Origin of the sequence: Streptomyces sp. NPDC018000 (genome assembly GCF_044328025.1) — a bacterium.
GTDB lineage: Bacteria > Actinomycetota > Actinomycetes > Streptomycetales > Streptomycetaceae > Streptomyces.
Map to the genome: position 1 here is coordinate 607199 of NZ_JBIRGM010000003.1, position 25159 is coordinate 632357.

General features: G+C 68.9%; 23 protein-coding genes. 10 read left to right on the forward strand and 13 right to left on the reverse strand.

All coding sequences use genetic code 11. The annotated features are described in order from the left end of the window. Positions 1-10: 10 nt before the first annotated feature. From ACH4EW_RS11215 to ACH4EW_RS11225, 3 genes are read right to left on the reverse strand one after another with little or no spacing between them, the layout of a single operon-like run. Positions 11-775: an AIM24 family protein gene (locus ACH4EW_RS11215; protein WP_398254468.1), complete on the reverse strand. Its 765-nt coding sequence runs from the start codon at positions 773-775 to the stop codon at positions 11-13. Further along, a complete protein-coding gene (locus ACH4EW_RS11220) occupies positions 772-1422 on the reverse strand; it encodes an AIM24 family protein (RefSeq protein ID WP_398254470.1) in 651 nt (216 codons plus the stop codon). The genes ACH4EW_RS11215 and ACH4EW_RS11220 overlap by 4 nt, the downstream gene beginning before the upstream one ends. Then, positions 1422-2054, reverse strand: coding sequence for an AIM24 family protein (locus ACH4EW_RS11225; RefSeq protein WP_398254473.1), 633 nt, complete (start codon positions 2052-2054; stop codon positions 1422-1424). Before ACH4EW_RS11225 ends, ACH4EW_RS11220 begins: the two co-directional genes overlap by 1 nt. Before the next feature lie 249 nt (positions 2055-2303). Between ACH4EW_RS11225 and ACH4EW_RS11230 the strand changes: the two genes are divergently transcribed. The 4 genes from ACH4EW_RS11230 (at position 2304) to ACH4EW_RS11245 (ending at position 5568) form a co-directional block, all read left to right on the forward strand. Next, on the forward strand, positions 2304-2654 hold the full coding sequence (locus ACH4EW_RS11230; protein ID WP_398254475.1) for a DUF3817 domain-containing protein: 351 nt from the start codon (positions 2304-2306) through the stop codon (positions 2652-2654). Positions 2655-2857: 203 nt separating this feature from the next. Further along, positions 2858-3367: a MarR family winged helix-turn-helix transcriptional regulator gene (locus tag ACH4EW_RS11235; protein ID WP_398254478.1), complete on the forward strand. Its 510-nt coding sequence runs from the start codon at positions 2858-2860 to the stop codon at positions 3365-3367. Positions 3368-3430: 63 nt separating this feature from the next. Next, positions 3431-3763 carry a DUF3817 domain-containing protein gene (locus ACH4EW_RS11240; RefSeq protein ID WP_398254480.1) on the forward strand — a complete coding sequence of 111 codons (333 nt, stop codon included), beginning with the start codon at positions 3431-3433 and terminating at the stop codon, positions 3761-3763. A gap of 104 nt (positions 3764-3867) precedes the next feature. Beyond that, positions 3868-5568 (forward strand): methylmalonyl-CoA mutase, encoded by a 1701-nt coding sequence (locus ACH4EW_RS11245; protein WP_398254483.1) that lies wholly within the window; start codon positions 3868-3870, stop codon positions 5566-5568. Between the two features lie 82 nt (positions 5569-5650). Here ACH4EW_RS11245 and ACH4EW_RS11250 read toward each other — a convergent pair whose 3' ends face one another. After that, on the reverse strand, positions 5651-6280 hold the full coding sequence (locus ACH4EW_RS11250; protein WP_398254485.1) for a TetR/AcrR family transcriptional regulator: 630 nt from the start codon (positions 6278-6280) through the stop codon (positions 5651-5653). Positions 6281-6616: 336 nt separating this feature from the next. Between ACH4EW_RS11250 and ACH4EW_RS11255 the strand changes: the two genes are divergently transcribed. From ACH4EW_RS11255 to ACH4EW_RS11270, 4 genes are all read left to right on the forward strand, one after another. Next, positions 6617-7597, forward strand: coding sequence for a tetratricopeptide repeat protein (locus ACH4EW_RS11255; RefSeq protein ID WP_398254488.1), 981 nt, complete (start codon positions 6617-6619; stop codon positions 7595-7597). 601 nt (positions 7598-8198) lie between these two features. Then, entirely contained in the window at positions 8199-8849 is a 651-nt protein-coding gene (locus ACH4EW_RS11260) for a DUF6230 family protein (protein ID WP_398254490.1), read from the forward strand. Between the two features lie 97 nt (positions 8850-8946). After that, positions 8947-9516, forward strand: a complete 570-nt coding sequence (locus ACH4EW_RS11265) for a DUF6114 domain-containing protein (protein ID WP_398254492.1) — start codon at positions 8947-8949, stop codon at positions 9514-9516. Continuing rightward, the gene (locus tag ACH4EW_RS11270) at positions 9506-10804 is read left to right on the forward strand and encodes a hypothetical protein (RefSeq protein WP_398254495.1); all 1299 of its coding nucleotides are present in this window, start codon (positions 9506-9508) and stop codon (positions 10802-10804) included. The genes ACH4EW_RS11265 and ACH4EW_RS11270 overlap by 11 nt, the downstream gene beginning before the upstream one ends. A gap of 94 nt (positions 10805-10898) precedes the next feature. On the opposite strand, the gene pyk is transcribed toward ACH4EW_RS11270, so the two are convergent. From pyk to pta, 3 genes are all read right to left on the reverse strand, one after another. After that, the gene (gene pyk / locus ACH4EW_RS11275; protein WP_398254497.1) at positions 10899-12329 is read right to left on the reverse strand and encodes a pyruvate kinase; all 1431 of its coding nucleotides are present in this window, start codon (positions 12327-12329) and stop codon (positions 10899-10901) included. Positions 12330-12403: 74 nt separating this feature from the next. Next, positions 12404-13660, reverse strand: a complete 1257-nt coding sequence (locus ACH4EW_RS11280) for an acetate kinase (RefSeq protein ID WP_398254500.1) — start codon at positions 13658-13660, stop codon at positions 12404-12406. Then, positions 13657-15789, reverse strand: a complete 2133-nt coding sequence (gene pta, locus ACH4EW_RS11285; RefSeq protein ID WP_398254503.1) for a phosphate acetyltransferase — start codon at positions 15787-15789, stop codon at positions 13657-13659. Before pta ends, ACH4EW_RS11280 begins: the two co-directional genes overlap by 4 nt. Before the next feature lie 307 nt (positions 15790-16096). Here pta and ACH4EW_RS11290 point away from each other — a divergent pair, with 307 nt between their 5' ends. Then, positions 16097-17122 (forward strand): ATP-dependent 6-phosphofructokinase, encoded by a 1026-nt coding sequence (locus ACH4EW_RS11290; RefSeq protein ID WP_398254505.1) that lies wholly within the window; start codon positions 16097-16099, stop codon positions 17120-17122. A gap of 66 nt (positions 17123-17188) precedes the next feature. Here ACH4EW_RS11290 and ACH4EW_RS11295 read toward each other — a convergent pair whose 3' ends face one another. Together ACH4EW_RS11295 and ACH4EW_RS11300 are read right to left on the reverse strand one after the other, a co-directional pair. After that, positions 17189-17872, reverse strand: coding sequence for a response regulator (locus ACH4EW_RS11295; RefSeq protein ID WP_398254508.1), 684 nt, complete (start codon positions 17870-17872; stop codon positions 17189-17191). Beyond that, a complete protein-coding gene (locus ACH4EW_RS11300; RefSeq protein ID WP_398254510.1) occupies positions 17869-19560 on the reverse strand; it encodes an ATP-binding protein in 1692 nt (563 codons plus the stop codon). Before ACH4EW_RS11300 ends, ACH4EW_RS11295 begins: the two co-directional genes overlap by 4 nt. Positions 19561-19691: 131 nt before the next feature. Between ACH4EW_RS11300 and ACH4EW_RS11305 the strand changes: the two genes are divergently transcribed. Continuing rightward, entirely contained in the window at positions 19692-21059 is a 1368-nt protein-coding gene (locus ACH4EW_RS11305) for a cation:dicarboxylate symporter family transporter (protein ID WP_398254513.1), read from the forward strand. A 95-nt stretch (positions 21060-21154) separates the two neighbouring features. Here the strand turns inward: ACH4EW_RS11305 and ACH4EW_RS11310 are convergent, their stop codons facing one another. The 4 genes from ACH4EW_RS11310 to ACH4EW_RS11325 form a co-directional block, all read right to left on the reverse strand. After that, the gene (locus ACH4EW_RS11310) at positions 21155-22039 is read right to left on the reverse strand and encodes a bile acid:sodium symporter family protein (protein WP_398254515.1); all 885 of its coding nucleotides are present in this window, start codon (positions 22037-22039) and stop codon (positions 21155-21157) included. 63 nt (positions 22040-22102) lie between these two features. Then, positions 22103-23437 carry a Dyp-type peroxidase gene (locus ACH4EW_RS11315; RefSeq protein ID WP_398254518.1) on the reverse strand — a complete coding sequence of 445 codons (1335 nt, stop codon included), beginning with the start codon at positions 23435-23437 and terminating at the stop codon, positions 22103-22105. Between the two features lie 64 nt (positions 23438-23501). Then, positions 23502-24515, reverse strand: coding sequence for a hypothetical protein (locus ACH4EW_RS11320; RefSeq protein ID WP_398254520.1), 1014 nt, complete (start codon positions 24513-24515; stop codon positions 23502-23504). A gap of 44 nt (positions 24516-24559) precedes the next feature. Beyond that, complete coding sequence (locus tag ACH4EW_RS11325) at positions 24560-25093, reverse strand: hypothetical protein (RefSeq protein ID WP_398254522.1); 534 nt, start codon at positions 25091-25093, stop codon at positions 24560-24562. Positions 25094-25159 lie beyond the last annotated feature (66 nt).

The following is a 25159-nucleotide window of genomic DNA, read 5'->3' on the forward strand; positions in this document are numbered from 1 at the left end:
AGACTACCGCTCACAAACCGAAGCGGCGTTGGAGGTCCCCGAGCTGACCCGGCAGACGGGGTGTGGAGCCAGGTTGACCCGCACCACCCGGCACCCCCGTCTGCGCCGACGTCGCCCCCGTCGGCTGCTCGGGCATCAGGATCTCGGTCGACTGGAGCAGCACCGTGCCCGCCCCGACGAACTCGAACTGGTGCTCCTCGCCCGAGGTGCCGCCCACGCCCGTGATCGACCGCAGCCCGCCCAGCACCCCCGTCATATAGCCGTGGTCGTAGTGGTGGCACGGCGAGGGACAGTCCGCCCAGCCGACCAGGGCCTGCGGATCGACGCGCAGCGGGGGCTCCATGAAGACCACCGGACCGTTGGACGCGGCCACGAACTTCCCCGTACCGATCAGCGTCAGAAAGCCCGGCACGATGGACTGCTTGAGCGCCAGCGTCGGCTGGTAGGCGAGGAGGTTGCCGGACCGGATGGTCAGATTTCCGTCGTCCAGGTCGTAGGAGTTCACATCGAAGGCCCGGTCGGCGAGGAGCATCTTGCCGCTGCCCTCGGCCACCACCCAGTCGCTCGCGTGCAGCGGCGAGTGGAAGCTGGTACGGAGCAGTCGCTCGAAGCTGCCGTGGCCGATGCCGTTGAACTCGATCCGCCCGTAATAGGCGATCATCTTGCCCTTCTGCAGGAACCACTGGCTCCCCTTGAGCTCCACGCAGAAGGTGTACGAGTTGACGTTGTCGTCCGACGGCAGCGTCATCGGGTCGAAGACCACGGGCGTGCTCACAGCTTCTCCTCCGAGGTCTGGACGTACACCGCGCCGCTGCCGCTCAGCTCCAGCTGGAACGCCTCGCCGGAGCCGCGTCCCACCATGTCCCGCCAGCCGAGCGCGGTGGAGAGCTTGTTGCGTACGTCGCCGTGGTGGGCGACATACGCCTGCGGGTCCACATGCACCTCGCGGCCCGGCGTGATCGGCAGCTCGATCACGCCGCCGTGCGCCATCACCGCGACCGCGCCATGACCCTTGAGGGTCGTGGTGAACAGCCCCTGCCCGGTCACCTGGCCGCGCACCATGCCCATCACTCCGCCCTGCGAACCCATGAACATCGTGCCCTGCTGCAGCGTGCCGTCGAAGGCGAGCAGCCGGTCGGCCTCCACGTACAGGGTGTCGCCGGACAGGTTGATCACCTGGATGTGATGGCCGCCGTGGCCGAACATCACCGTTCCGTTGCCTTCCACCGTCATCAGCGGAGCCGCCTCATTGGCCACCCGGCGGCCGATCATCGACATCACGCCGCCCTGGCCGCCCTGGATGTTCGGCGTGAACGACACGTCGCCGCGGTACGCGAGCATCGCGCCGCGCTGGCTGTACATCTTCTGGCCGGGGAGCACCGTCGCCTCGACCATCTTCGAGTTGATCTCACGGAACGGCATCAGACGTCGCCCCCGATGGTGTTCCGCTCGCTCGGCTGGACGTAGACGAGACCCTCGCCCTCGAACCGGATCTGGAAGGACTCGCCCGATCCCTCGCCCATCAGCGTCCGGAAATTCACCCCGGACTGGAGGTGCTGTTGCAGATTGCCCTGATGGGCGACGTAGGCGCCCGGGTCGACGAACAACGGGTACTGGGCCGAGACCCGCAGCGCCACCGCCGAACCGTCCGACATGATCGCCGCCTGACCGGTGCCCTCGACGGTGGTAGTGAACAGGCCGTTGCCGCTCGCCCCGCCGCGCAGGCCGGTGAAGGTGGTGCCGGTGCGCAGCCCGGCGTCGGTGCAGAGCAGATTGCTCGCCTCGACGTAGAGCTTGTCACCGTGCAGCGAGACGAGGCTGATCTCGCTCGCGCGGTCGGCGAAGTAGCAGGTGCCCTGCCCCTTCACCTCCATCACGGTCATCTGCTCGCCGGTCAGCCGGCGGGTCACCATGCCGCGCAGGCCGTCGCCGCCACCGGTCATCTTCTTGAACGTCATCCGGCCGTCGTACGCGACCATCGAGCCATTCTTCGCCTTGACGGCGTCGCCGGTCAGGTCGACGGCGAGCGTTCTGCTGCCTTGGAGTCGGAACATTGCCACAGAGTGACGGTAGCGGCAGTCAGCCTGCCGGGACAGAGCCCCGGTGAGGAACCGGCACCCCGAACCGTCCCCGACACGCATCCGGTACGGGACGGAGGCGGGCGGCGCACGCGGCGGCGGGGCGGGACGTTTCGCGACACATGCCGCCCCCGCCACCGAGTGCCGCAGCCGCCGATGCCACAATGGGTTTCGCTTGTGCCTCTATTCACAAGCTGTCACGATCCTCCCACCGAAGGTGCCCTTGTGGACATCAAGACCGCTACCGCCCTGCACCGGCTGCGCCTCATCTCGATTCCCGAGGCGCTCTCCTTCCCGGCGCTGATCATCTTTGGCTCGATCCTCAGCCGGGTCTCGGACATCGACTTCCTGATGATGCCGCTCGGCATCATCCACGGCGTGCTCTTCGTGATCTACTCCGTCCTGCTCCTCGACGTCTGGTCCAAGACCAAGTGGCCGCTGAAGCGCATCGCGTTCTTCTTCCTGCTCGCCCTGGTGCCGTTCGGCGGGCTGTACGGCGACAAGGTGCTCAAGCGCTACGAGGCCGACGGTGTCATCGCCGCCCGCGCCCGCAGGGAAGGCGTGGTCAGCGCGTGATCGTCGCGTTCTCGGTCAGCCCGCTGGGCGTCGCGACCTGACACCCCGCCCGTTCACGTGATCCGACGAGCCCCCGGCCCCACCCGGCCGGGGGCTCGTCCCGCTCCCGCGCGCCGGATGGAGAACAGTACCCACCGACCGTATTCGGACCGAAGTTCGAGACAGGGCTGACCGGCATATGACCAATGGGTAAGGTCGATGCCGTGCCGAAGCCGCTCAGTCTCCCCTTCGATCCCATCGCCCGCGCCGACGAACTCTGGCGGCAGCGCTGGGGTCCGGTGCCCTCGATGGGGGCGATCACCTCGATCATGCGCGCACAGCAGATCCTGCTCGCCGAGGTCGACGCGGTCGTCAAACCGTACGGACTGACCTTCGCCCGGTACGAGGCACTGGTGCTGCTCGCCTTCTCGAAGGTCGGTGAGCTGCCGATGTCCAAGATCGGTGAGCGGCTCATGGTCCACCCCACCTCCGTCACGAACACCGTGGACCGACTGGTGCGCTCCGGCCTGGTCGCCAAGCGCCCCAACCCGAACGACGGCCGCGGAACCCTCGCCTCCATCACCGGCAAGGGCCGCGAGGTCGTCGAGGCGGCGACCAGGGACCTGGTCGGCATGGAGTTCGGGCTCGGGGTGTACGACGCCGAGGAGTGCGCGGAGATCTTCGCCATGCTCAGACCCCTGCGGGTGGCGGCGGGGGATTTCGAGGAGTCGTAGGACACCATTTCGAGGTCCGGCCCGCTGCAAGATCGCCCCGGACGTCCGGTTAGGCTCGATGCCATGAAACGCAGTGTGCTGACCCGGTACCGGGTGATGGCCTACGTCACCGCAGTCATGTTGCTGGTGCTCTGCACCTGCATGGTTTTCAAGTACGGCTTCGACAAGGGTGAGGACCTGACGCTCGTCGTCTCCCAGATCCATGGCGTGCTCTACATCATCTACCTGATCTTCGCCTTCGACCTGGGCTCCAAGGCGAAGTGGCCGATGGGCAAGCTGCTCTGGGTGTTGATCTCCGGCACCATCCCGACGGCCGCGTTCTTCGTCGAGCGCAAGGTCGTCCGCGAGGTCGAGCCGCTGGTTGCCGACGGTTCTCCCGTCACCGTCAAGGCCTGAGCCACCCAGGCCCGGCCCGGCCCGCACCACCCGAACCGCCCCGTGCGAAGCACCGGGCGGTTTGCCATCGACATTTACTAGGACGTCCTAGTAAATTCGATGGTATGGACGCTGACGCGATCGAGGAAGGCCGCCGCCGCTGGCAGGCCCGTTACGACAAGGCCCGCAAGCGAGACGCGGACTTCACCACACTCTCCGGAGACCCCGTGGAACCCGCGTACGGCCCCCGCCCCGGGGACACGTACGAGGGATTCGAGCGGATCGGCTGGCCCGGCGAGTACCCCTTCACCCGGGGGCTCTACCCGACCGGCTACCGCGGCCGGACCTGGACCATCCGCCAGTTCGCCGGCTTCGGCAACGCCGAGCAGACCAACGAGCGCTACAAGATGATCCTCGCCGCGGGCGGCGGCGGGCTCAGCGTCGCCTTCGACATGCCGACGCTGATGGGCCGCGACTCCGACGACCCCCGCTCGCTCGGCGAGGTCGGGCACTGCGGCGTGGCCATCGACTCCGCCGCCGACATGGAGGTCCTCTTCAAGGACATCCCCCTCGGCGACGTCACGACGTCCATGACCATCAGCGGACCGGCCGTCCCCGTCTTCTGCATGTACCTGGTCGCCGCCGAGCGCCAGGGCGTCGACCCGGGCGTGCTCAACGGCACGCTCCAGACCGACATCTTCAAGGAGTACATCGCGCAGAAGGAGTGGCTCTTCCAGCCCGAGCCCCATCTGCGCCTCATCGGCGACCTGATGGAGCACTGCGCCCGCGACATCCCCGCCTACAAGCCGCTCTCCGTCTCCGGGTACCACATCCGCGAGGCCGGGGCGACGGCCGCGCAGGAACTCGCGTACACCCTCGCCGACGGCTTCGGCTATGTGGAACTCGGCCTCTCCCGCGGGCTGGACGTCGACACCTTCGCGCCCGGTCTCTCCTTCTTCTTCGACGCGCACCTCGACTTCTTCGAGGAGATCGCCAAATTCCGCGCGGCCCGCCGGATCTGGGCCCGCTGGATGAAGGAGACGTACGGCGCGAAGACCGACAAGGCGCAGTGGCTCCGCTTCCACACCCAGACCGCCGGTGTCTCGCTCACCGCCCAGCAGCCGTACAACAACGTCGTGAGGACGGCGGTCGAGGCGCTCTCCGCGGTCCTCGGCGGCACCAACTCGCTGCACACCAACGCCCTCGACGAGACCCTCGCGCTCCCCTCCGAGCAGGCCGCCGAGATCGCGCTGCGCACCCAGCAGGTGCTGATGGAGGAGACCGGCGTCGCCAATGTGGCCGACCCGCTGGGCGGTTCCTGGTACGTCGAGCAGCTCACCGACCGGATCGAGGCCGACGCCGAGAAGATCTTCGACCAGATCAAGGAGCGCGGCACCCGGGCCCACCCGGACGGGCAGCACCCCATCGGGCCCATCACCTCCGGCATCCTGCGCGGCATCGAGGACGGCTGGTTCACCGGCGAGATCGCCGAGTCCGCCTTCCGGTACCAGCAGTCGCTGGAGAAGGGCGACAAGCGCGTCGTCGGCGTCAATGTCCACCACGGCTCGGTCACCGGCGACCTGGAGATCCTGCGGGTCAGCCACGAGGTCGAGCGCGAGCAGGTCCGGGTGCTCGGCAGCCGCAAGGACGCCCGCGACGACGCACGGGTCAAGTCGGCGCTGGACGCGATGCTGGCCGCCGCCCGCGACGGCTCCAACATGATCGGGCCGATGCTCGACGCGGTACGGGCCGAGGCGACGCTCGGTGAGATCTGCGGGGTCCTGCGCGACGAGTGGGGCACCTACACGGAGCCGCCCGGCTTCTGACGGTCGGGCTGACGGCCCCGGACCGGGCGTACCGGCTGGTCGCCCCGGGCCGGGCCGCGCCCCGCGGCTCCAGCCCGCCCCGCTATGTGGAGGCCGCCGACCCCAGCCCCGCGAGCAGCAGCACGGTGAAGCGCCGGGCCCAGTCGGCATCGACGGGCTCGGCGCTCACCAGGGCCCGGTGCACGACCGCGCCGGCGATTACATCGAAGATCAGATCGGCGGTCGTCGCCGCCACGGCCTCGTCCTGCTCGACGGGCAACTCGCCGCGTTCCTGGGCCCGTTGACGCCCCTGAAGCACCAGTCGCTTCTGCCGCTCCACGATCGAGTCGCGGATCCGGGTCCGCAGCGCCTCGTCGCGGGTCGACTCCGCGACCACCGCCATCAGCGCCGTCTGGGTCTCCGGCCGCTCCAGCAGTGCGGCGAACTGCAGCACCACCGCCTGCACATCGGCCGACAGGCTGCCCAGATCAGGCAGTTCCAGCTCGTCGAACAGGACCGCGACGGCGTCCACGACCAGCTCGTTCTTGCCCGCCCACCGCCGGTACAGGGTCGTCTTGGCGACCCCGGCCCGCGTCGCCACATCGCCCATCGTCAGCTTCGACCAGCCGAGATCGACCAGGGAGGCTCTGGTCGCCTCCAGGATCGCCTCATCGGCCGCGGCACTGCGCGGACGTCCCGTTCGAGGGGGTTTGGGGTGGCTGCGGCTCAGCATGCCGTGACCATACCGGTCAGTAAGTAGAGCCGGCCGGTCGCGCTCACCGTGAGACAGATCACCGAACGGTGAGACAGATCACCGAACGCACTTGTGCGCGAAGGGCGCAGGGAAGTTACGCTACGACCCGTAGCGTAAAGGCGGTGGTCATGCCGTCGTGACGCCACAACCGAACGACAGCCACAGGCACCGGGTGGGGACCCGGCGCCGAAACGGGTCTTTCAGGGGCCCTCGGACCGCTTCCGTCCGTGCCCCCGCACACCGGCGGGGACCGCGGACGGGTGCGGTTCCCGTATCGCTTTCCGTATCGGTGCGCCAAGGGGGGAGGATGTACGTATGCAGCCTAGGAACATGTCCATGAGCGGCGTCGTCGACCTCGCCGCGGTGAAAGCGGCCGGCGAGGCCAAGGTGAAGGCGGAGCAGGCCCGCGCCGAGGCCGCCCGGCAGGGTGGTGGCGGTGCCGTGTCGCCGTCCGCCCTGGTGATCGATGTCGATGAGGCGGGCTTCGAGAACGATGTCCTGCAGCGCTCCGCCGAGGTCCCGGTCGTCATCGACTTCTGGGCCGAGTGGTGCGAGCCGTGCAAGCAGCTGGGGCCGCTCCTGGAGCGCCTGGCCCATGAGTACAACGGCCGCTTCGTCCTGGCCAAGATCGATGTCGACGCCAATCAGATGCTGATGCAGCAGTTCGGCATCCAGGGCATCCCGGCGGTCTTCGCGGTCGTCGCCGGGCAGGCCCTCCCGCTCTTCCAGGGCGTGGCCCCCGAGGCCCAGATCCGGGAGACGCTCGACCAGCTGATCCAGGTCGGCGAGGAGCGGTTCGGGCTCACCGGAATCGTGGTCGACCAGGACGCGGCCGCTGCCGAGGGAGCCGCCCAGGCTCCGGCCGAGGCGCCCGCCGGACCGTACGACGCCCTGCTCGAAGCGGCCGTACAGGCCCTGGACGCCAGTGACTTCGCCGGTGCCATCCAGGCGTACAAGAACGTCCTGTCCGACGACCCGGCCAACACGGAGGCCAAGCTCGGTCTCGCCCAGGCCGAACTGCTCGCCCGGGTCAAGGACATGGACCCGCAGCAGGTCCGCGAGGACGCCGCGGAGAAGCCGGCCGATGTCACGGCGCAGCTCGCCGCCGCCGATCTGGATCTGGTCGGCGGCCATGTCGAGGACGCCTTCGGGCGGCTCGTCGAAACGGTACGCCGCACTTTCGGCGACGACCGGGACACGGCGCGGCTGCGGCTGCTGGAGCTGTTCGAGGTGATCGGCCCCGATGATCCGCGGGTCGGCGCCGCGCGTACGGCGCTGGCGCGCGTTTTGTTCTGATGTGACAACGCGGCCGCGGCACCCGTCGGGGTGCCGCGGCCGTTTTCGCGAACACGCGATAAGCGGCGACCTTGCTTTACCAAATCTTGATAAGAGTACGCCCTGTTACTCGCAGTAAAGCACCCCTCGGGATCTGTCCGCATATGGACCCCGATTCACCCTTTCGTCCTTCCGTTCGGCGCCACCCTGTGTGGCTGGGCGGTACTCCCCGGTCACGCATCGGTTATCGGGTCGTTACTAGCGAGTAACGAACCCCTTGTGCCACGGGCGGGAATGCACCACGATCGGCCACGCTCGGTCCAATAACGCCAGCCCGGCTGCCAGTTCGGGCGGCGGCCCAGTTGGGTCCCCACCGAGTGGGTCGGCGGCAGTGGAGCCGGCTCCGGACAGGGGGGTTCCTGCCGTCCGGGCAGGGCCTGTCCGAAAAGGTTGCGCGAACGCGTGGCCAGTGGTTGTCGCTCGGGGGTGATCGCCGGTGATTCGGACGCGGTTCCTGCCTCCGTACGCGGGCGCTCTCCTTTCCGAGGACGTAGCACTTCTCCCATCCCAGGACGGGCCAAGACCCGTACCGGAGATGTACGTCCGAGAAGGAGGAAAATTTATGAGTTCCCAGGTTCGTGGCGGTACCAGATGGAAGCGCTTCGCTCTGGTCATGGTGCCGAGCGTCGCCGCGACCGCCGCCATCGGCGTCGGGCTCGCGCAGGGCGCCCTCGCGGCGTCGTTCAGCGTGTCCGGCCAGGACTTCAAGGTACGTGCGGATAGCCTCGTCGGCCACAACTTCGTGCAGTACGGCAGCGTGGCCACAGGCAGGGACCCCGAGGGCAAGAACGGGGCACACGCCGTGGCCGTGTCCGGCTTCAGCGATGCCGAGATCACCAACATGTGCCAGTCGGTGGTCACTCCGAACCTTCCGTTCGGTCTCGGCACTGTCACGCTGGTGCTGAACGCGGGTACGAAGACGCCGGTCAAGGCGACCAACCTGTACCTGGACATCGCCGAGCTCGACGCGGACGCCTCGTTCAGGAACATCGACATCGGTGTTGCCGCGGGTTCCCTCAAGAAGAACCCGGAAGACCCTAAGTCGATAGGCATCCAGCCTCGCACCCAGGCGAACGAGGACGGCTTCGCGCAGCGCGCCGAAGTGGCCAAGCTGACCAACGTGCGGCAGAGGGCGTGGGCGACCACCGCCGGCACCTTCAAGCTCAGCAACCTGAGCTTGCGGCTGAAGTCTGGCAACGAGCCTTGCTACTAGGGCACTTGCCCAGGGTGGCCGGGGTGCCCGCCACGGACCTCCGGCCGCCCGCCCTTTCTCTTCTCACAGCAGTACCGGTTCCAGGGAGCTGTTTTCCATGAGCCCCGAGTCCACAGGGCAGAACGAGCACTACCTCCGCGTCTTCCGGCGGGGATTCCGAACCTGGCGGGGTGACCGGCCGTTCTGGGCGGGCCTGTTCACCATGGTGGGTGGTCTGCCCATCGCGTACTTCCCGTACGCCAACATGCATCTCGGCAACGTCACGCTGGCGATGTCCACGACCGCCGGTGCGGGATCGCTGATCATCGGGGTCCTGCTGATCACGCTGGGCCTCACGATGTGGTTCCACCACATCGTGAGAGTGTTCGCCGGAGTTGCCGCGATCCTGCTGGCGCTGATCTCCATTCCGGTCGCCAACATCGGCGGATTCCTGATCGGCTTCCTGTTCGCCCTGCTCGGTGGAGCGCTCTCCATCTCCTGGGCCCCGGGCGAGCCGAAGCCCGATGCGGCGGATGCCGGTGCGGAAGGCCGGACGTCCCAGGATGCCGGTTTCGGGAAGCAGGAGCCCGAACCCGAGTTCCACAGCACGGCGGTGGTGCCCCAGCAGCAGCCGGAGCAGTACGACACGACAGTTGAGGTCGACGGCGGGGGGCATCGTGCGGGGTGACGAGACGCAGCTGAACTCGACCGGGGAGGACCTCCGGACGAGAAGCGGACCGCGCCACGCGGCCCCCAGGAAGTCGTTGTTGACGAAGCTGCACATACCCGCGGGCAAGGCATTCGCACTTGCCGCGATGCCGACGGCCGTCTTCGTGGGCATGGGGCTCACCCCCAAGCTCGCGCTGGCTGACGACAGTTCGGACATCCCCTTCGCGCCCGGCCCCTGTGTGACCCGCTCCGACGAGCCGAGCGAGTCGCCCTCCCCGTCCGCGTCGAAGACCAAGTCGCCGTCCCCGTCTCCCTCCGCCACCGACTCCGGTGACGAGGGCGACACGACGACACCGGAGCCCTCGGCGACCCCGTCCACGAGCGACGTGGCGAAGCCGGAGGCGAAGGCCGCCGACGCACCGGCCGCCGTCTCGCCGAGCTCCTCGCCCACACCCACGCCTACGAAGTCGAGCAACCCGCTCGACCCGCTGGGCGTCGGCGACGCACTCAGGGACATCCTCCACGGACCGGACAAGGCGACGGCGAGCCCGTCCCCGAGCGCCACCACCGCGTCCCCGAAGCCATCGGCGAGCGACGCCGCCGAGCCGGCGGAGAAGGCCGCGGAGAAGCCGGCGGAGAAGTCCGCGGTGAAGCCCACGGGCGACGCGGCCGCGAAGGAGACGGCCGACAAGACCGCCGCCGCCATCCGCGAGGCCGCGGAGAAGGCCGACGCGTCGGTCGAGGAGCTCGACGACAGCGCCAAGGGGCTCGACGCCAAGAAGGACGAGGACATCCCGGACGGCGCCAAGCCGCGCTTCCCGTGCCCGACGGCCGACCCCGAGGCCCTGGCCGCGGCCGACCTGGAGACGGGCATGCCGCTGCTTCCCACCGATCCTTGGATCCTGGAAAGTTCGCTGCTCACCCTGAACGGGCTCGACTACGAGGGCATCGTCGAGGTGAAGACGTACGACGGCACCATCAAGAAGGTGCTGAAGTTCACCGCGAGCTCCATCGACATCAAGGACCTTCACCAGCTGACGGTCGGACCGGCCGGCACCACCGGCCATGTGCAGGCGCGGAAGGGTTTCACGTCCACCATCCGCGACGGCACGGTGACCATGTACACGGAGGAGCTGAAGGGTAATCTCTTCGGCCTCATCCCGGTCACGTTCAGCCCGCAGACACCGCCGCCGCTGAACGTACCCTTCGCCTTCTTCACCAAGGTCAAGGTGACCCAGGCCGGCCAGTTCGGCGGCACGCTCACGGTGCCGGGGTTGCACAACTACTTCACCGGCGGCAACAGCTAGCAGACACCGACCCGTTCGGGAGCCGCACAGAGCGCTGTGGGCCGCACTCCGGGAGGAGTGCGGCCCACAGTTTTGCCGTACGGCTGCCGCCGCGTCAGTCGCGCGCCCCGCCCCCCACATGGTGCACCCGCACCATGTTCGTCGTGCCCGGGATGCCGGGGGGCGAGCCGGCCGTGATGACCATCGTGTCGCCCTCGTTGTAGCGGTCCAGCTTGAGGAGTTCCGCGTCGACCAGGTTCACCATCGCGTCCGTGTTGTCCACGTGCGGTACGACGTGGGCCTCGACGCCCCAGCTCAGGGCGAGCTGGTTGCGGGTGGACTCGTCCGTGGTGAAGGCCAGGATGGGCTGCGCGGCGCGGTAGCGGGAGAGGCGGCGGGCCGTGTCACCGGACTTGGTGAAGGCGACCAGCGCCTTGCCGTTCAGGAAGTCCGCGATCTCGCAGGCGGCACGGGCCACCGAACCGCCCTGGGTACGGGGCTTCTTGCCCGGTACCAGCGGCTGGAGGCCCTTGGAGAGCAACTCCTGCTCGGCGGCGACGACGATCTTCGACATCGTCTTGACCGTCTCGATCGGATACGCGCCCACGCTGGACTCGGCCGACAGCATGACCGCGTCCGCACCGTCCAGGATCGCGTTGGCCACGTCGGACGCCTCGGCGCGGGTCGGCCGCGAGTTGGTGATCATCGACTCCATCATCTGGGTCGCCACGATGACCGGCTTGGCGTTCCGCCGGCAGAGCTCCACCAGGCGCTTCTGCACCATCGGGACCTTCTCCAGGGGGTACTCGACGGCCAGGTCGCCACGGGCGACCATCACACCGTCGAACGCCATGACGACGCCCTCCATGTGCTCGACGGCCTGCGGCTTCTCGACCTTGGCGATGACGGGGACCCGGCGGCCCACCTCGTCCATCACCTTGTGGACGTCCTTGATGTCATTGGCGTCCCGCACGAAGGAGAGCGCCACCAGGTCGCAGCCCATCCGCAGGGCGAACCGCAGGTCCTCGACGTCCTTCTCGGACAGGGCCGGGACGTTGACCGCCGCGCCGGGCAGGTTGATGCCCTTGTGGTCGGAGATGACACCGCCCTCGATGACGATGGTCTTGACCTGGGGGCCCTCGACCGCGACGACCTTCAGCTCGACATTGCCGTCGTTGATCAGGATCGGGTCGCCCTTGGCGACGTCGCCGGGCAGGCCCTTGTAGGTCGTGCCGCAGATCGACTTGTCACCGGGGACGTCCTCCGCGGTGATGGTGAACTCGTCCCCGCGGACCAGCTCGACAGGGCCCTCCGCGAACTTCGCCAGGCGGATCTTCGGGCCCTGGAGGTCGGCGAGCACACCGACCGCACGGCCGGCCTCGGCGGCGGCCTTGCGGACCCGGTCGTAACGGCCCTGGTGCTCCTCGTGGCTGCCGTGGCTGAAGTTGAAGCGGGCCACGCTCATGCCCGCCTCGATCAGAGCGACGAGCTGCTCATGGGAGTCGACGGCGGGACCGAGTGTGCAGACGATTTTGGAACGGCGCATGAGGCGGATCCTATCGGTTTGTTTCGCTACGGAATATTCCGTCTGGTGGAAGATACAAAGGGGCGCGAGGGTGCTCAGTTGTGGGCCTGTCCGACGAGCGCGAAGGTCTGGACGGCGATCTCCAGTTCCTCGTCCGTCGGCACCACGGCGACCGCGACCCGTGCGCAGTCGGGCGAGATCAGCCGCGGTGCGCCGGACGGTACGGCGTTCAGCTCCGCGTCCACCGCCAGGCCGAGCCCTTCGAGACCGGTGATCGCAGCCTCCCGTACGGGCGCCGAGTTCTCCCCGACCCCCGCCGTGAACACCACGGCATCCACCCGCCCGAGGACCGCCGAATAGGCGCCGATGTACTTCTTCAGCCGGTGTACATAGATGTCGAACGCCAGCGCCGCACGCTCGTCGCCCTCGTCGATCCGGCGCCGGATCTCCCGCATGTCGTTGTCGCCGCAGAGCCCGACCAGACCGCTCTTCTTGTTGAGCAGTACATCGATCTCGTCCGTCGACATCCCCGCCCGCTCGAGGTGGAAGGTGACGGCCGGATCGATGTCGCCGGAGCGCGTACCCATCACCAGCCCCTCCAGCGGGGTCAGCCCCATCGAGGTCTCCACGCACCGGCCACCCGCCACCGCCGACGCCGAGGCGCCGTTGCCCAGGTGCAGCACGATGACATTGACCTCCTCGGGGGTGCGTCCCAGCAGCTCGGCGGCCTTGCGGGAGACGTACGCGTGCGAGGTGCCGTGGAAGCCGTAGCGCCGGATGCGGTGCGCGTCGGCGGTCTCCACATCGATCGCGTACCGCGCCGCGTACTCCGGCATCGTCGTGTGGAACGCCGTGTCGAAGACCGCCACCTGCGGAAGGTCCGGACGCAGCGCCTGGGCGGTACGGATGCCGACGATGTTCGCCGGATTGTGCAGCGGGGCCACCGGGACCAGGCGCTCGATCTCCTCCAGCACCTCGTCGTCGATCACCACGGGCTCCGTGAACCGCAGCCCGCCGTGCACCACCCGGTGGCCGATCGCCGCCAGTGCGGGGGAGTCCAGGCCAAGGCCGTCGGCCGCCAGTTCCTCGGCCGCCGCCTTCAGCGCGGCCTCGTGGTCGGCGACCGGGCCTATGCGCTCACGCGTCAGCCCCCCGCCGACCAGCCGGGTGTGCACCAGCCGGGAGGTCTCCTCGCCGATCCGCTCGACCAGTCCGACCGCCAGCCGGGTGTGGTCGCTCATGTCCAGGAGCTGGTACTTCACCGACGAGGAGCCGGAGTTGAGCACGAGTACGCGATTCGCGGCCACGGTGACCGGGCTCGCGGTGCCGCCTTCTGCGGTCGGGGTGGTCATGCGGTTCGCTCCTTGCCCTGTGCCTGGATCGCCGTGATGGCCACGGTATTGACGATGTCCTGGACGAGCGCGCCCCGGGACAGATCGTTGACGGGCTTCCGCAACCCCTGGAGCACCGGACCGACGGCCACCGCGCCCGCCGAGCGCTGCACGGCCTTGTAGGTGTTGTTGCCGGTGTTCAGGTCCGGGAAGATCAGCACCGTCGCCTGACCCGCCACCTCGGAGCCCGGCAGCTTCGTCGCGGCGACACTCGGCTCCACCGCGGCGTCGTACTGGATCGGACCCTCGATCCTGAGATCCGGCCGGCTCTCGCGCACCCGGGCCGTCGCCTCGCGCACCTTGTCGACATCGGCGCCCGATCCCGAGGTGCCCGTCGAGTACGACAGCATCGCGATCCGCGGCTCCACGCCGAAACGGGCGGCGGTCGCGGCCGACTGCACCGCGATGTCCGCGAGCTGCTCCGCGTCCGGGTCCGGGTTGACCGCGCAGTCGCCGTACACCAGGACCTTGTCGGCGAGGCACATGAAGAAGACGGAGGAGACGATCGCGGCCCCCTCGGCCCTCCCGTCTCCCGCCGCCGCCCTGCCCGACGCGCTCCGCGCGGCCCCCTTTGTCTTGATGATCTCGAACGCGGGGCGGATCGTGGCCGCGGTGGAGTGCACGGCCCCGGAGACCATGCCGTCCGCGAGCCCCTCCTGGACCATCAGGGTGCCGAAGTAGTTGACGTCCGCGACGACGTCGTACGCCAGCTCCACCGTGACCCCGCGGTGCGCGCGCAGCTGTGCGTACCGCTCGGCGAACCCCTGGCGCAGCTCGGAGGTCTGCGGGTCGATGAGGTGCGTACCGGCGAGATCGATGCCGAGGTCCGCGGCCTTCTTGCGGATGACATCGACGTCGCCGAGGAGCGTGAGGTCGCAGACGTCGCGGCGCAGCAGTACGTCCGCGGCGCGCAGCACCCGTTCCTCGGTGCCCTCCGGCAGGACGACCCGGCGCCGGTCGGCGCGGGCCTGCTCCAGCAGCTCGTGCTCGAACATCATCGGGGTGACGCGGCCGCTGCGGGCCACCGAGATCCGGTCCAGCAGGGCGCCGGTGTCCACATGGCGCTCGAACAGGCCCAGTGCGGTCTCCGCCTTGCGGGGCGTCGCCGCGTTCAACTTGCCTTCCAGCGCGAAGAGTTCACCAGCGGTGGGGAAGGAGCCGCCGGCCACGGAGACGACCGGGGTACCCGGTGCGAGTCTCGCGGCCAGCCTGAGTATCTCCTCGCCGGGGCGTTCGTTCAGGGTCAGCAGCACACCCGCGATGGGCGGGGTCCCGGCGGTGTGCGCGGCCAGCGAGCCGACCACCAGATCCGCCCGGTCCCCGGGCGTGACCACCAGGCAGCCCGGCGTCAGCGCCTTCAGCAGGGTCGGCAGCATCGCACCGCCGAAGACGAAGTCCAGCGCATCCCTGGCCAGCCCGGAGTCGTCGCCGAGCAGCACCGTGCCGCCGAGCGCCGCGGTGATCTGGGCGACGGTCGGCGCGGAGAGCGCCGCATCGTCCGGCAGGACGGAACAGGGGACGGGCAGCCGGGCCGCCAGGCGCTCCGCGATGACATCGCGGTCCTCGGCCGCCACCCGGTTCACGATCATCGCCAGGACGTCGCAGCCCAGGCCGGTGTACGCCCGGTAGGCATTGTGGGTCTCGGCCCGTACGGACTCCGCGGGCTGGCCCTTCCCGCCGACCACCGCGATGACCGAGGCGCCGAACTCATTGGCGAGGCGGGCGTTGAGCGCCAGCTCGTCGGGGAGCTGTGTGGCGGCGAAGTCGGTGCCGAGGACCAGCACGACCTCGTACTTCTGGGCCACCAGATGGAAGCGTTCCACGAGCCGGGAGACCAGCTCGTCCGTGCCCTGCTCCGCCTGGAGCGCGGATGCCTCGTGGTAGTCCATGCCGTAGACGGACGAGGGGTCCTGGGGGAGCCGGTAGCGGGCCCGTAGCAGCTCGAACAGCCGGTCGGGTCCGTCGTGGACGAGCGGCCGGAACACCCCGACCCGGTCCACCTGACGCGTCAGGAGCTCCATGACTCCCAGATCGACGACCTGGCGGCCGTCTCCCCGGTCGATCCCGGTCACGTACACGCTGCGCGTCACGCGTGCTCTCCCGTCCATCTTTACGGTTTGGGATGGTATTGCCATGTTGACGATACCTGCGGGCGTCAAGACGCCGCCCGCCGGGCGAAAGGCCCTCCGCGGAGGGCGGAAGGGCCCCCGCCCGTCCGGCCGGACCGCCGCCGGATTCACTGCTGCATCCGGCGGAACACCCGTGCGGGAATTCCCCGGAGCGGCCGAGAACGCAAGGTTTAGACCTGACGTGGGACAATCGTTGTGGTTCACGGTACGGGGATTGTGCGGTTGCCCCCGAAATGGACAGCCCTCAGCGAGCAGGAGACACAGCACGATGCGCATCGGAGTTCTCACCGCCGGTGGCGATTGCCCGGGCCTGAACGCAGTGATCCGGTCGGTCGTGCACCGTGCCGTGGTGGGTCACGGCGATGAAGTGATCGGTTTCGAGGACGGGTTCAAGGGACTCCTCGACGGCCACTTCCGCCCCCTCGATCTCAATGCGGTCAGCGGCATCCTCGCCCGTGGGGGCACCATTCTCGGCTCGGCCCGGCTGGAGCGCGACCGGCTGCGCGAGGCCGCCGAGAACTGCGCCGAGCTGAGCCGCCGTTACGGCATGGACGCCCTCATCCCGATCGGCGGCGAAGGCACCCTCACCGCCGCGCGGATGCTGTCGGACGCCGGAATGCCCGTCGTCGGCGTCCCCAAGACCATCGACAACGACATCTCCGCCACCGACCGGACCTTCGGCTTCGACACCGCGGTGGGCGTCGCCACCGAAGCCATAGACCGCCTCAAGACCACCGCCGAATCGCACCAGCGGGTCATGGTCGTCGAGGTGATGGGCCGCCACGCCGGCTGGATCGCGCTGGAGTCCGGAATGGCGGGCGGTGCGCACGGCATCTGCCTTCCCGAGCGCCGCTTCCAGGTCGAGGACCTGGTCAAGATGGTCGAGGAGCGCTTCGCACGCGGCAAGAAGTTCGCGGTCATCTGTGTCGCCGAGGGCGCGCACCCGGCCGAGGGCTCCATGCCGTACGCCAAGGGCGAGATCGACCAGTACGGCCACGAGCGCTTCCAGGGCATCGGAAACAGGCTGGCCATCGAGCTGGAGACCCGGCTCGGCAAGGAGGCCCGTCCGGTCATTCTCGGCCACGTGCAGCGCGGCGGCACACCGACCGCGTACGACCGGGTGCTCGCCACCCGCTTCGGCTGGCACGCGGTGGAAGCCGCGCACCGGGGCGACTTCGGCCGGATGACGGCTCTGCGCGGCAACGACATCAGGATGGTTCCGCTCGCCGACGCCATCACCCGGCTCAAGACGGTGCCCGGGAACCGGATGGACGAGGCCGAGTCGGTCTTCTGACCCGGACGCGCGCGGCAGCCGCCACCAGCAGTGGCCGACGGCCCTGAGCGTCCCTCTTGCGGACGGTCAGGGCCGCTTGTGCCCCTGGGTCACCCACCGGTAGTACAGCTCCGGTCGCCCGATCTGGCCGTACTGCGGACTGCGTACCGCGCGCCCCACAGTCACCAGATGTTCCAGATAGCGGCGCGCGGTGATCCGCGAGATGCCCAGCTCCATCCCGGCCGTGCCCGCCGTCACCCCATCGGGGGCGGCTCGCAGCACCCGGGTGACGGCCTCCAGCGTCGGGCCGCTCAGCCCCTTCGGCAGCCGGGTCGGCTGTGGTGCGCGCAGTGCGCCGAGCGCCCGGTCCACCTCGTCCTGACCGCTCGCCTCCCCGGCCGCCGCGCGGAACTCGGCATAGCGGACCAACCGGTCGCGCAGGGTGGCGAAGGTGAACGGCTTCAGCACGTACTGGACGACACCGAGCGACACCCCCTCGCGGACCACCGCCAGATCACGTGCCGACGTCACCGCGATGACATCCGCCGAGTGCCCGGCCGCCCGCAGCGAGCGCAGCAGCTGCAGACCGTGCCCGTCGGGCAGATACAGATCCAGGAGCAGCAGATCGACGGGCATACGGTCCAGTGCCCGCACCGCCTCCGCGCGCGAGTGCGCCACCGCGGCCACCGTGAATCCGGGGACGCGGCCCACGTACAGCTGATGGGCGTCCGCGGCGACGGGGTCGTCCTCGACGACCAGCACCTGGATCACGCGGTGGCCTCCTTCGTGGTGTGCGCGGTGCGGTCGCCGATGGCCAGCGGCAGCCGCACGGTGAACTCCGCACCGCCGTCCGGGCCGCGGTCCAGCGCCACCGTTCCGGCGTTGCGATGCACTGCCTGCTGTACGAGGGCCAGCCCGATCCCCCGGCCCGCCCCGTGTGTCGACCAGCCCCGGTCGAACACCTCGGCGGCTTTGTCCGGATCGATCCCGGCCCCGGTGTCGGCGACCCGCAGCAGCAGTTCGTCCTCCCCGGCGAGCGCGGTGACGGTGACCCGGGCGCGGGCGGGCCGGCCCGGCACCGCCACCCGCTGGGCGGGCACGGCCTTTGGGCCGGGCGTACCGGCCACCTCCTCCGACGCCGCGTCCACCGCGTTGTCGATCAGATTGCCGAGGATCGTCACCAGGTCCCGTGGCGGCAGCGCCGCGGGCAGGGCGCCGTCGTCGATCAGGCTGTCGTCCGCGAGCACCAGCTCCACCCCCCGCTCGTTCGCCTGCGCAGCCTTGCCGAGCAGCAGTGCCGCCAGCACCGGTTCGGCGACGGCGCCCACCACCCGGTCGGTGAGGGCCTGGGCCAGTTCCAGTTCGGCGGTGGCGAAATCCACCGCCTCCTCGGCCCGGCCCAGTTCGACCAGCGAGACGACCGTGTGCAGCCGGTTCGCGGCCTCGTGCGCCTGTGAGCGCAATGCCTGGGTGAATCCCCGCTCGGAGTCCAACTCGCCTGACAGTGCTTGGAGTTCCGTGTGATCGCGCAGCGTCACGACCGTACCGCGCTGCTCCCCGCCCACCACCGGACGAGTGTTGACCACGATCACCCGGTCGGCCGTCAGATGCAGCTCGTCGACCCGCTCCTCGGCGGCGAGCAGCGCGCCGGTCAGCGGCGCCGGCAGATCGAGGTCGGCGACCCTGCGCCCGACCGCGTCCGGCCCCAGCCCGAGGAGCTCCCGGCCCGCGTCGTTGATCAGCGCGATCCTGCGCTGCCCGTCGAGCATCAGCAGTCCCTCGCGCACCGCGTACAGCGTGGCCTGGTGGTAGTCGTGCATCCGGCTCAGCTCGGCGGCGTTCATGCCGTGCGTGTGCCGCCGGAGCCGGGCATTGATCACATACGTACCGATGCCGCCGAGCGCCAGCACCCCGGCCGCCGTCAGCCCCAGCGCCCCGAGCTGCGCCCGCACCTGCGAGGAGACCCGCTCGAGCGTGATGCCCGCACTGACCAGGCCGGTGATCCTGCCGCCGTCCCGGATCGGGGTGACGACCCGGATCGAGGGTCCGAGCGTGCCGGTGTACGTCTCCGTGAACGTCTTGCCGCGCAGCGCCTGCGCGGTGTTCCCGAGGAATTTCTCGCCGATCCGGTTGTCGTCCGGGTGCGTCCAGCGGACCCCGTCCGGGGACATGATCGTGACGAAGGCGATCTCGGTGTCCCTGCGGACCTTCTCCGCGTACGGCTGCAGCACGGCGGACGGGTCCGGAGTGCGGATCGCCTCCCGTACGGACGGCGAGTGGGCGATCGCCAGTGCCGCCGCCCTGGCCTGCCGGGCCGCGGTCTCCTTCGCGTGCTCGCTGCCCGAGACGTAGGCGAAGAACGCGCATGCCGCCACCACGGCCGCGACCAGCACCACCTGCATGGCGAAGAGCTGGCCGGCGAGGCTGCGAGGGCGGGTACGGGGCAGGGGGAGACGCATGGCAACAGTCTGCCTGGCCGAAAACATATGAACGAAATGTACGTAACGGTGACCGGCGCCACAGGGAGCGGGATAGTCACCACGCCCCCCAGGGACGGGGGAGCGACCCGGACGAGCCGAGGAGAACCCCCGTGGGAGTGGCAGCCGCCAAGCGGGACCGTACGCATTATCTGTATCTCGCCGTGATCGCGGCTGTGGTGCTCGGCATCCTCGTGGGCTTCGTGGCCCCGGACTTTGCCGTCGAACTCAAGCCGATCGGTACCGGCTTCGTAAACCTCATCAAGATGATGATCTCGCCCATCATCTTCTGCACGATCGTGCTGGGCGTCGGTTCGGTGCGCAAGGCCGCCAAGGTCGGCGCGGTCGGCGGCCTCGCCCTCGGCTACTTCCTGCTGATGTCGACCGTCGCACTCGCCATCGGTCTGCTCGTCGGCAACATCCTGGAGCCCGGCCAGGGCCTCCACCTCACCGAAGAGGTGCGCGCCGCCGGCGAGAAGCAGGCGACGGGCCCCGGCGAGTCCACCGCGGACTTCCTGCTCGGCATCATCCCGACGACGATGGTCTCCGCCTTCACCGAGGGCGAGGTGCTGCAGACCCTGCTCGTCGCTCTGCTCACGGGATTCGCACTCCAGGCCATGGGCTCGTCGGGCGAACCGATCCTGCGCGGCATCGGCCACATCCAGCGCCTCGTCTTCCGCATTCTCGCCATGATCATGTGGGTGGCCCCGGTCGGCGCGTTCGGTGCGATGGCGGCGGTGGTCGGCGAGACCGGCATCGACGCGCTGAAGTCCCTCGCGGTCATCATGGTCGGTTTCTACATCACCTGCGCGCTCTTCGTCTTCGTGGTGCTCGGCACCATCCTGCGGCTGGTCGCCGGCGTCAATCTGTGGTCCCTGCTGAAGTATCTGGGACGCGAATTCCTGCTGATCCTCTCCACCTCGTCGTCGGAGTCCGCCCTGCCGCGCCTCATCGCGAAGATGGAGCACCTGGGAGTCAGCAAGCCCGTCGTCGGCATCACCGTGCCGACCGGCTACTCCTTCAACCTCGACGGCACCGCGATCTACCTCACGATGTCCTCGCTCTTCATCGCCAACGCGATGGGCGACCCGCTGAGCGCGAGTGAGCAGATCTCGCTCCTGCTCTTCATGATCGTCGCCTCGAAGGGCGCGGCCGGAGTCACCGGCGCGGGTCTCGCCACCCTCGCGGGCGGCCTCCAGTCGCACCGCCCCGAACTGGTGGACGGCGTCGGACTGATCGTCGGCATCGACCGCTTCATGAGCGAGGCCCGCGCCATGACGAACTTCGCGGGCAACGCGGTGGCCACCGTCCTGGTCGGCACCTGGACCAAGGAGATCGACAAGGAGCGGGTGAACCAGGTCCTGTCCGGTGCGCTCCCGTGGAACGAGCAGATGCTCAACCACGACGACGTGCACGGCGACGGCACGGGCGTTCCGGAGCCGCGGGACGGCGACCGGGAACTCACCATGACGAAGGCATAGTGCCGCGACGGGCACAGCGGAAGGGCCGTCGCGGGAACTCCCGCGACGGCCCTTCGTGCTTGCCTCGGCCTGTCCCGTGAACAGCGCGCCCCCGGTCAGCGCGGCTCGTCGGTGGCCGGGCCACCGCTTCTCCGGCCACTGAGTACCGCGGCGATCGGCAGGGCCGCTGCCAGGCCGCTGAGCACGACCGCGGCAAGCGCGCCCAGGATGGCGGGCTCATTGTCGAAGGCAATGCCGATCGCGGCCAGGGCGGGCCCCACGTTGCGCACCGAGGCGACGCTTCCCATGGTGGTGCGGCGCACCGGCGGGCCCGTGGCCAGCAGCGTGCCGACGGTGAAGGCAGCGACCGCGAGAACGAACCCGGCCAGGAGGGTGAGTGAGCCGAGCAGTGTAAGGACGTCACGCCAGCTGCCCAGGAGCATGCCCGCCAGCACGATCAGGAACGTCACGTTCGAGACGGTGGCCGCCGGGGGGTGCCACGATCGTGCGGTGGGTGCCGCGTAGCGGCGCAGCAGGAGGCCGATGACGAACGGTACGAGCTGCAGGAGGGCCACGGTCCGCACCAGCGCCACGACATCGAGGGAGACCCCCTTGCCGACCTCGGCGGCGGTGAGGATGCCGTTGGCGGTCGGCGCGAAGGTGAGGCTGCCGATGGTGGCGAGCAGCACCTGCATCGCCGCGCCGGCGACGACGTCGCCGTTCTGCACCATGGCCAGCTTCGCCCCGAAGGGGCCGCCCGGTGACGAGGCGACCAGGACGAGCGCGATGAACCCGGCGGCGGGCAGGCTGAAGAGCGCGCCGATGCCCCAGCCGAGCAGCGGGATGACCACCCCGTTGGCGACCAGTGCAAGCAGGAGCAGCGGAACGTTGCTGAAGATCCCGCGCAGCGCCGCGAACGTGGCCCCCAGACCGGCAGCGAACATGGTGGCCGCGATGAAGATCACGGTGACGGCGTTGAACAGCAGGTGCAAGGTGTCCATAGGGCATTCCACTTGGATGGCGGGGCGTCCCGGGGCGGTGCCACGGCGCGCGTCGCCGCACTGTCAGTTCCGGAGTTCGCCGAGCCGGCGCAGGGCGCTCAGGCCCGGCAGGAAGCAGTACTCGCCGCCGCGTGTGACGACGAACCGCGGCAGTGGGGACAGACGCCTTCGCAGCGGCCGCCGCGGGACGGTGCAGCCGGTACGGCCGTCGTGGGACCCGGTGATGGGGTCTTTGGCGCTGCCCGCGCCGAAGAAGACGCCGTCGTTCATCCACTCGGACTGGACGAATTCGAACTGCCGCCCGAGGTGGGCGCCGATGAAGGCGAACATCAGGCCGCGGTCGGCCCCGTCGTCCTCCAGCACGCCCTCGGGCAGTGGCGGACCGTAGACGGCGCCGCGTCTGATCAGCCGGTGCAGTCGCACTTCGCCCGCTACCGACGCGTCGCGGGGGTTGGCGCGGCGGATGTGGCAGCCGCCGGGGGTCGTGAAACCCGCCGGGTCGTCGCGCTCGTAGAAGAAGGTGTTGCGGCGATGCGGGTCGGCACCGAGAGCGGGATCGTCGTGCTGCGGACTGAGCGCCAGCGGAGCACCGCTGCGCCAGCGTCCCATGATCTTGGCTGCCAGCAGTTCCTCGTCCTCGGAGCTGGTGGAGTTGTCCTGCAGGTAGCGCCTGAACGCGGCGACCCGCTGGTGGAGTTTACGGAAGACCGCGTAGCTGCCGTTGCGCCCCAGCTCCTCCGGCTGCACGCTCTGGACACCGCCGATCTCGTCCCGGTGGCCGAGCACGAACTCGCCGGCCTTCAGCGGCACCTCCAGTTCGTTCGATCCGGCGATGCCGCTCCCTTCGATGGCCGGCTGGCTGACGCCGTCGCGATAGCCGAAATGCTCGGCCTCGGTGGGCAGCGAGTAGCAGTCCTGCCGCCAGATCGCGGTCACACCGGGAAGGCGGTCGTAGGCGGGGCGGGCCCGGTCTATGGCTGCCTCCAACTGTGGGACGTCAGGTGCGACCGCCGTGAACACCACATGGACATCCGACGTGCCCAGGGGCGCTTCCCAGTGCTCGGGGCTGCTCTCGCCGATGTCGCCCAGAGCCTTGGCGCGGGCGGCCATCCCCTGACGGAACTCCCAGGCGAACGTGTCGAGCGAGGTGCGCGGCACGCCCAGCGCCTCAAGTCCGTAACAGGTGACCGCGACGCTCACCCAGGTCTCCCCCAGAGGGCTGGCCGAGTCGGCGGCCGAGGTTGCCACCGTGCTCGCGCGGCGCATCAGCTCCCGTCCATGCGTCCGGTCGTCGATGCGGAACAGCAGGTACGTCGCTGCGTACGGGGTCGGGCGAGGGCTGAGAACCCCGGCTTGGATGTCGTCGAGTTCCAGCGCAACCCGCGTGTGCCCGCTCACGGTTCCGCCTCCTTACTACGGCACCACTACGGCACCGAACTACGGCACCGATTGGAGAACGGCGCTACTTCGAGACGAGGTTCCGCCAGAAGTTCCGCAGGCTTTCGTCGCCGCCGAACAACGAGCTGAAGATGGTGGAGTCCGCCAGGAGCACGTCGCCGGCCCGCTCACCGCTGGGGGGCATCCAGAGGAACATGTTGAATTCGGTGTTGCCGGCCTCGGTGAACGGATGCGGCCTGGAGGTGTCGATCGGCTGCCTGGCCAGCACATGAATGACATCCGGTTCGTCGGTCGTCACGGCGTAGTGCGGCAGGTGCATGTGGAAGTTGAAATTGGTCACCCCTTCCAGCCACCCTTTCGCGTCCAGGTCCCTGGCCGTGGAGAGCGGAGCGATCTTGTTCGGTTCTCGCACCGCGGGACGCAACCCGTAACGGTTCTCGACAGGCACCCCGAGCCCCTGCATCAAGCCCCGGACGTGCGTGGCGAAACGCTGCTGGCGAGGTACCAGAGGATCGCCGTGATGGCGGTACTCCATGTCCCGTACGGCCAGGTCGTCCGATGCCCCGACGTCATGGTGCGGCCCCAGGACCAGACAGGTGCCCTCTCGGCTCAGGAAGGCCCGCAGCGCATCGATCTCCCCGGGCTCGGCCTCCTGCCCGGTGATCATGTGGTCCAGCCCGAACACGAACAGGGTGTCGGTGTCGGCCAGTACGCGCTCGTCGACCGGGGTACGGAAGCCGGCCTGGTCGATGCGTTGATACACGGGGACGGGGTGTCCGGTGATCTCCTCGACGAACTGCTGGAATGGCACCCAGGCCCAGAAGAACAACTCCAGTGATCCCGAGATGCCCTGCTGGAACCGCAGTGGGTCGGACCACTTCGGGTCCTCGTAGGCGGGCCAGGCCACGCGCCGGACTTCGGTCAGGGTGGAGAACCGGTTGTCGAGCTCGGCAGTATTGTGGCCTGCCTCGGCCGGATAGCTCCACGAGACGTAGATGCTCACCCGTCGCCGACCAGCGGTGTAACCACGCGGGACGTGGTTCTGGTTGTAGGTACGTGCGGTTTTGACCTTGCTCATCCCGTCTCCCATCCGCAGTGGGACAGGCGTGCTGCAGCCCGTTCTCACTGCATCTGGTCGAGCATCTCCGACAGGGAACTCTTGATCTGCAGAGCCTTTTTGATCTCGTCGGCGCTTACGTACGGATACTCCCCGTACTCGATGAAGCTCGGACAGTGGTGTTCACGCACGAACCTGATGAACGCCTCAGGGTTGGTCTTCCAGTCCTCGGGGAACCCTTCGAGGTTCTCGAAAGCCGTGCTCACCCCCGCCTTGCCGAAAAGCGCGACGGCGTCTTCCGTGTACTTGTCGAAATCGGTGTCGAAGATCCCCTGATACATGAAACGCGTATCGTCGTCGAAGAGCACCCAGCGCAGGTAATGCAGCTTCAGCGGCGCGAGTAGATACGGATCGCGTTCCAGCGCCTCGGCCAGGCGGTAGCCGTACTGGCGTATCGCGTCTGCCGCGCCCGGTTTGACCTTCGCGATGATGGTGAACCCATAACATGCCGGTGTCTTCGGGAAAATGGGGCCGTATTTCCCCTGTTCGAGATGGTCGGTCTCCTTGGGGATGACGGCCGCCTGCGGCTTGATCTTCATCTCTGCTCCTACGCCACGTCTGGCCGGGAACTCCCTCATCGTCTCACGCAGCCAGTCCGTCTGCCC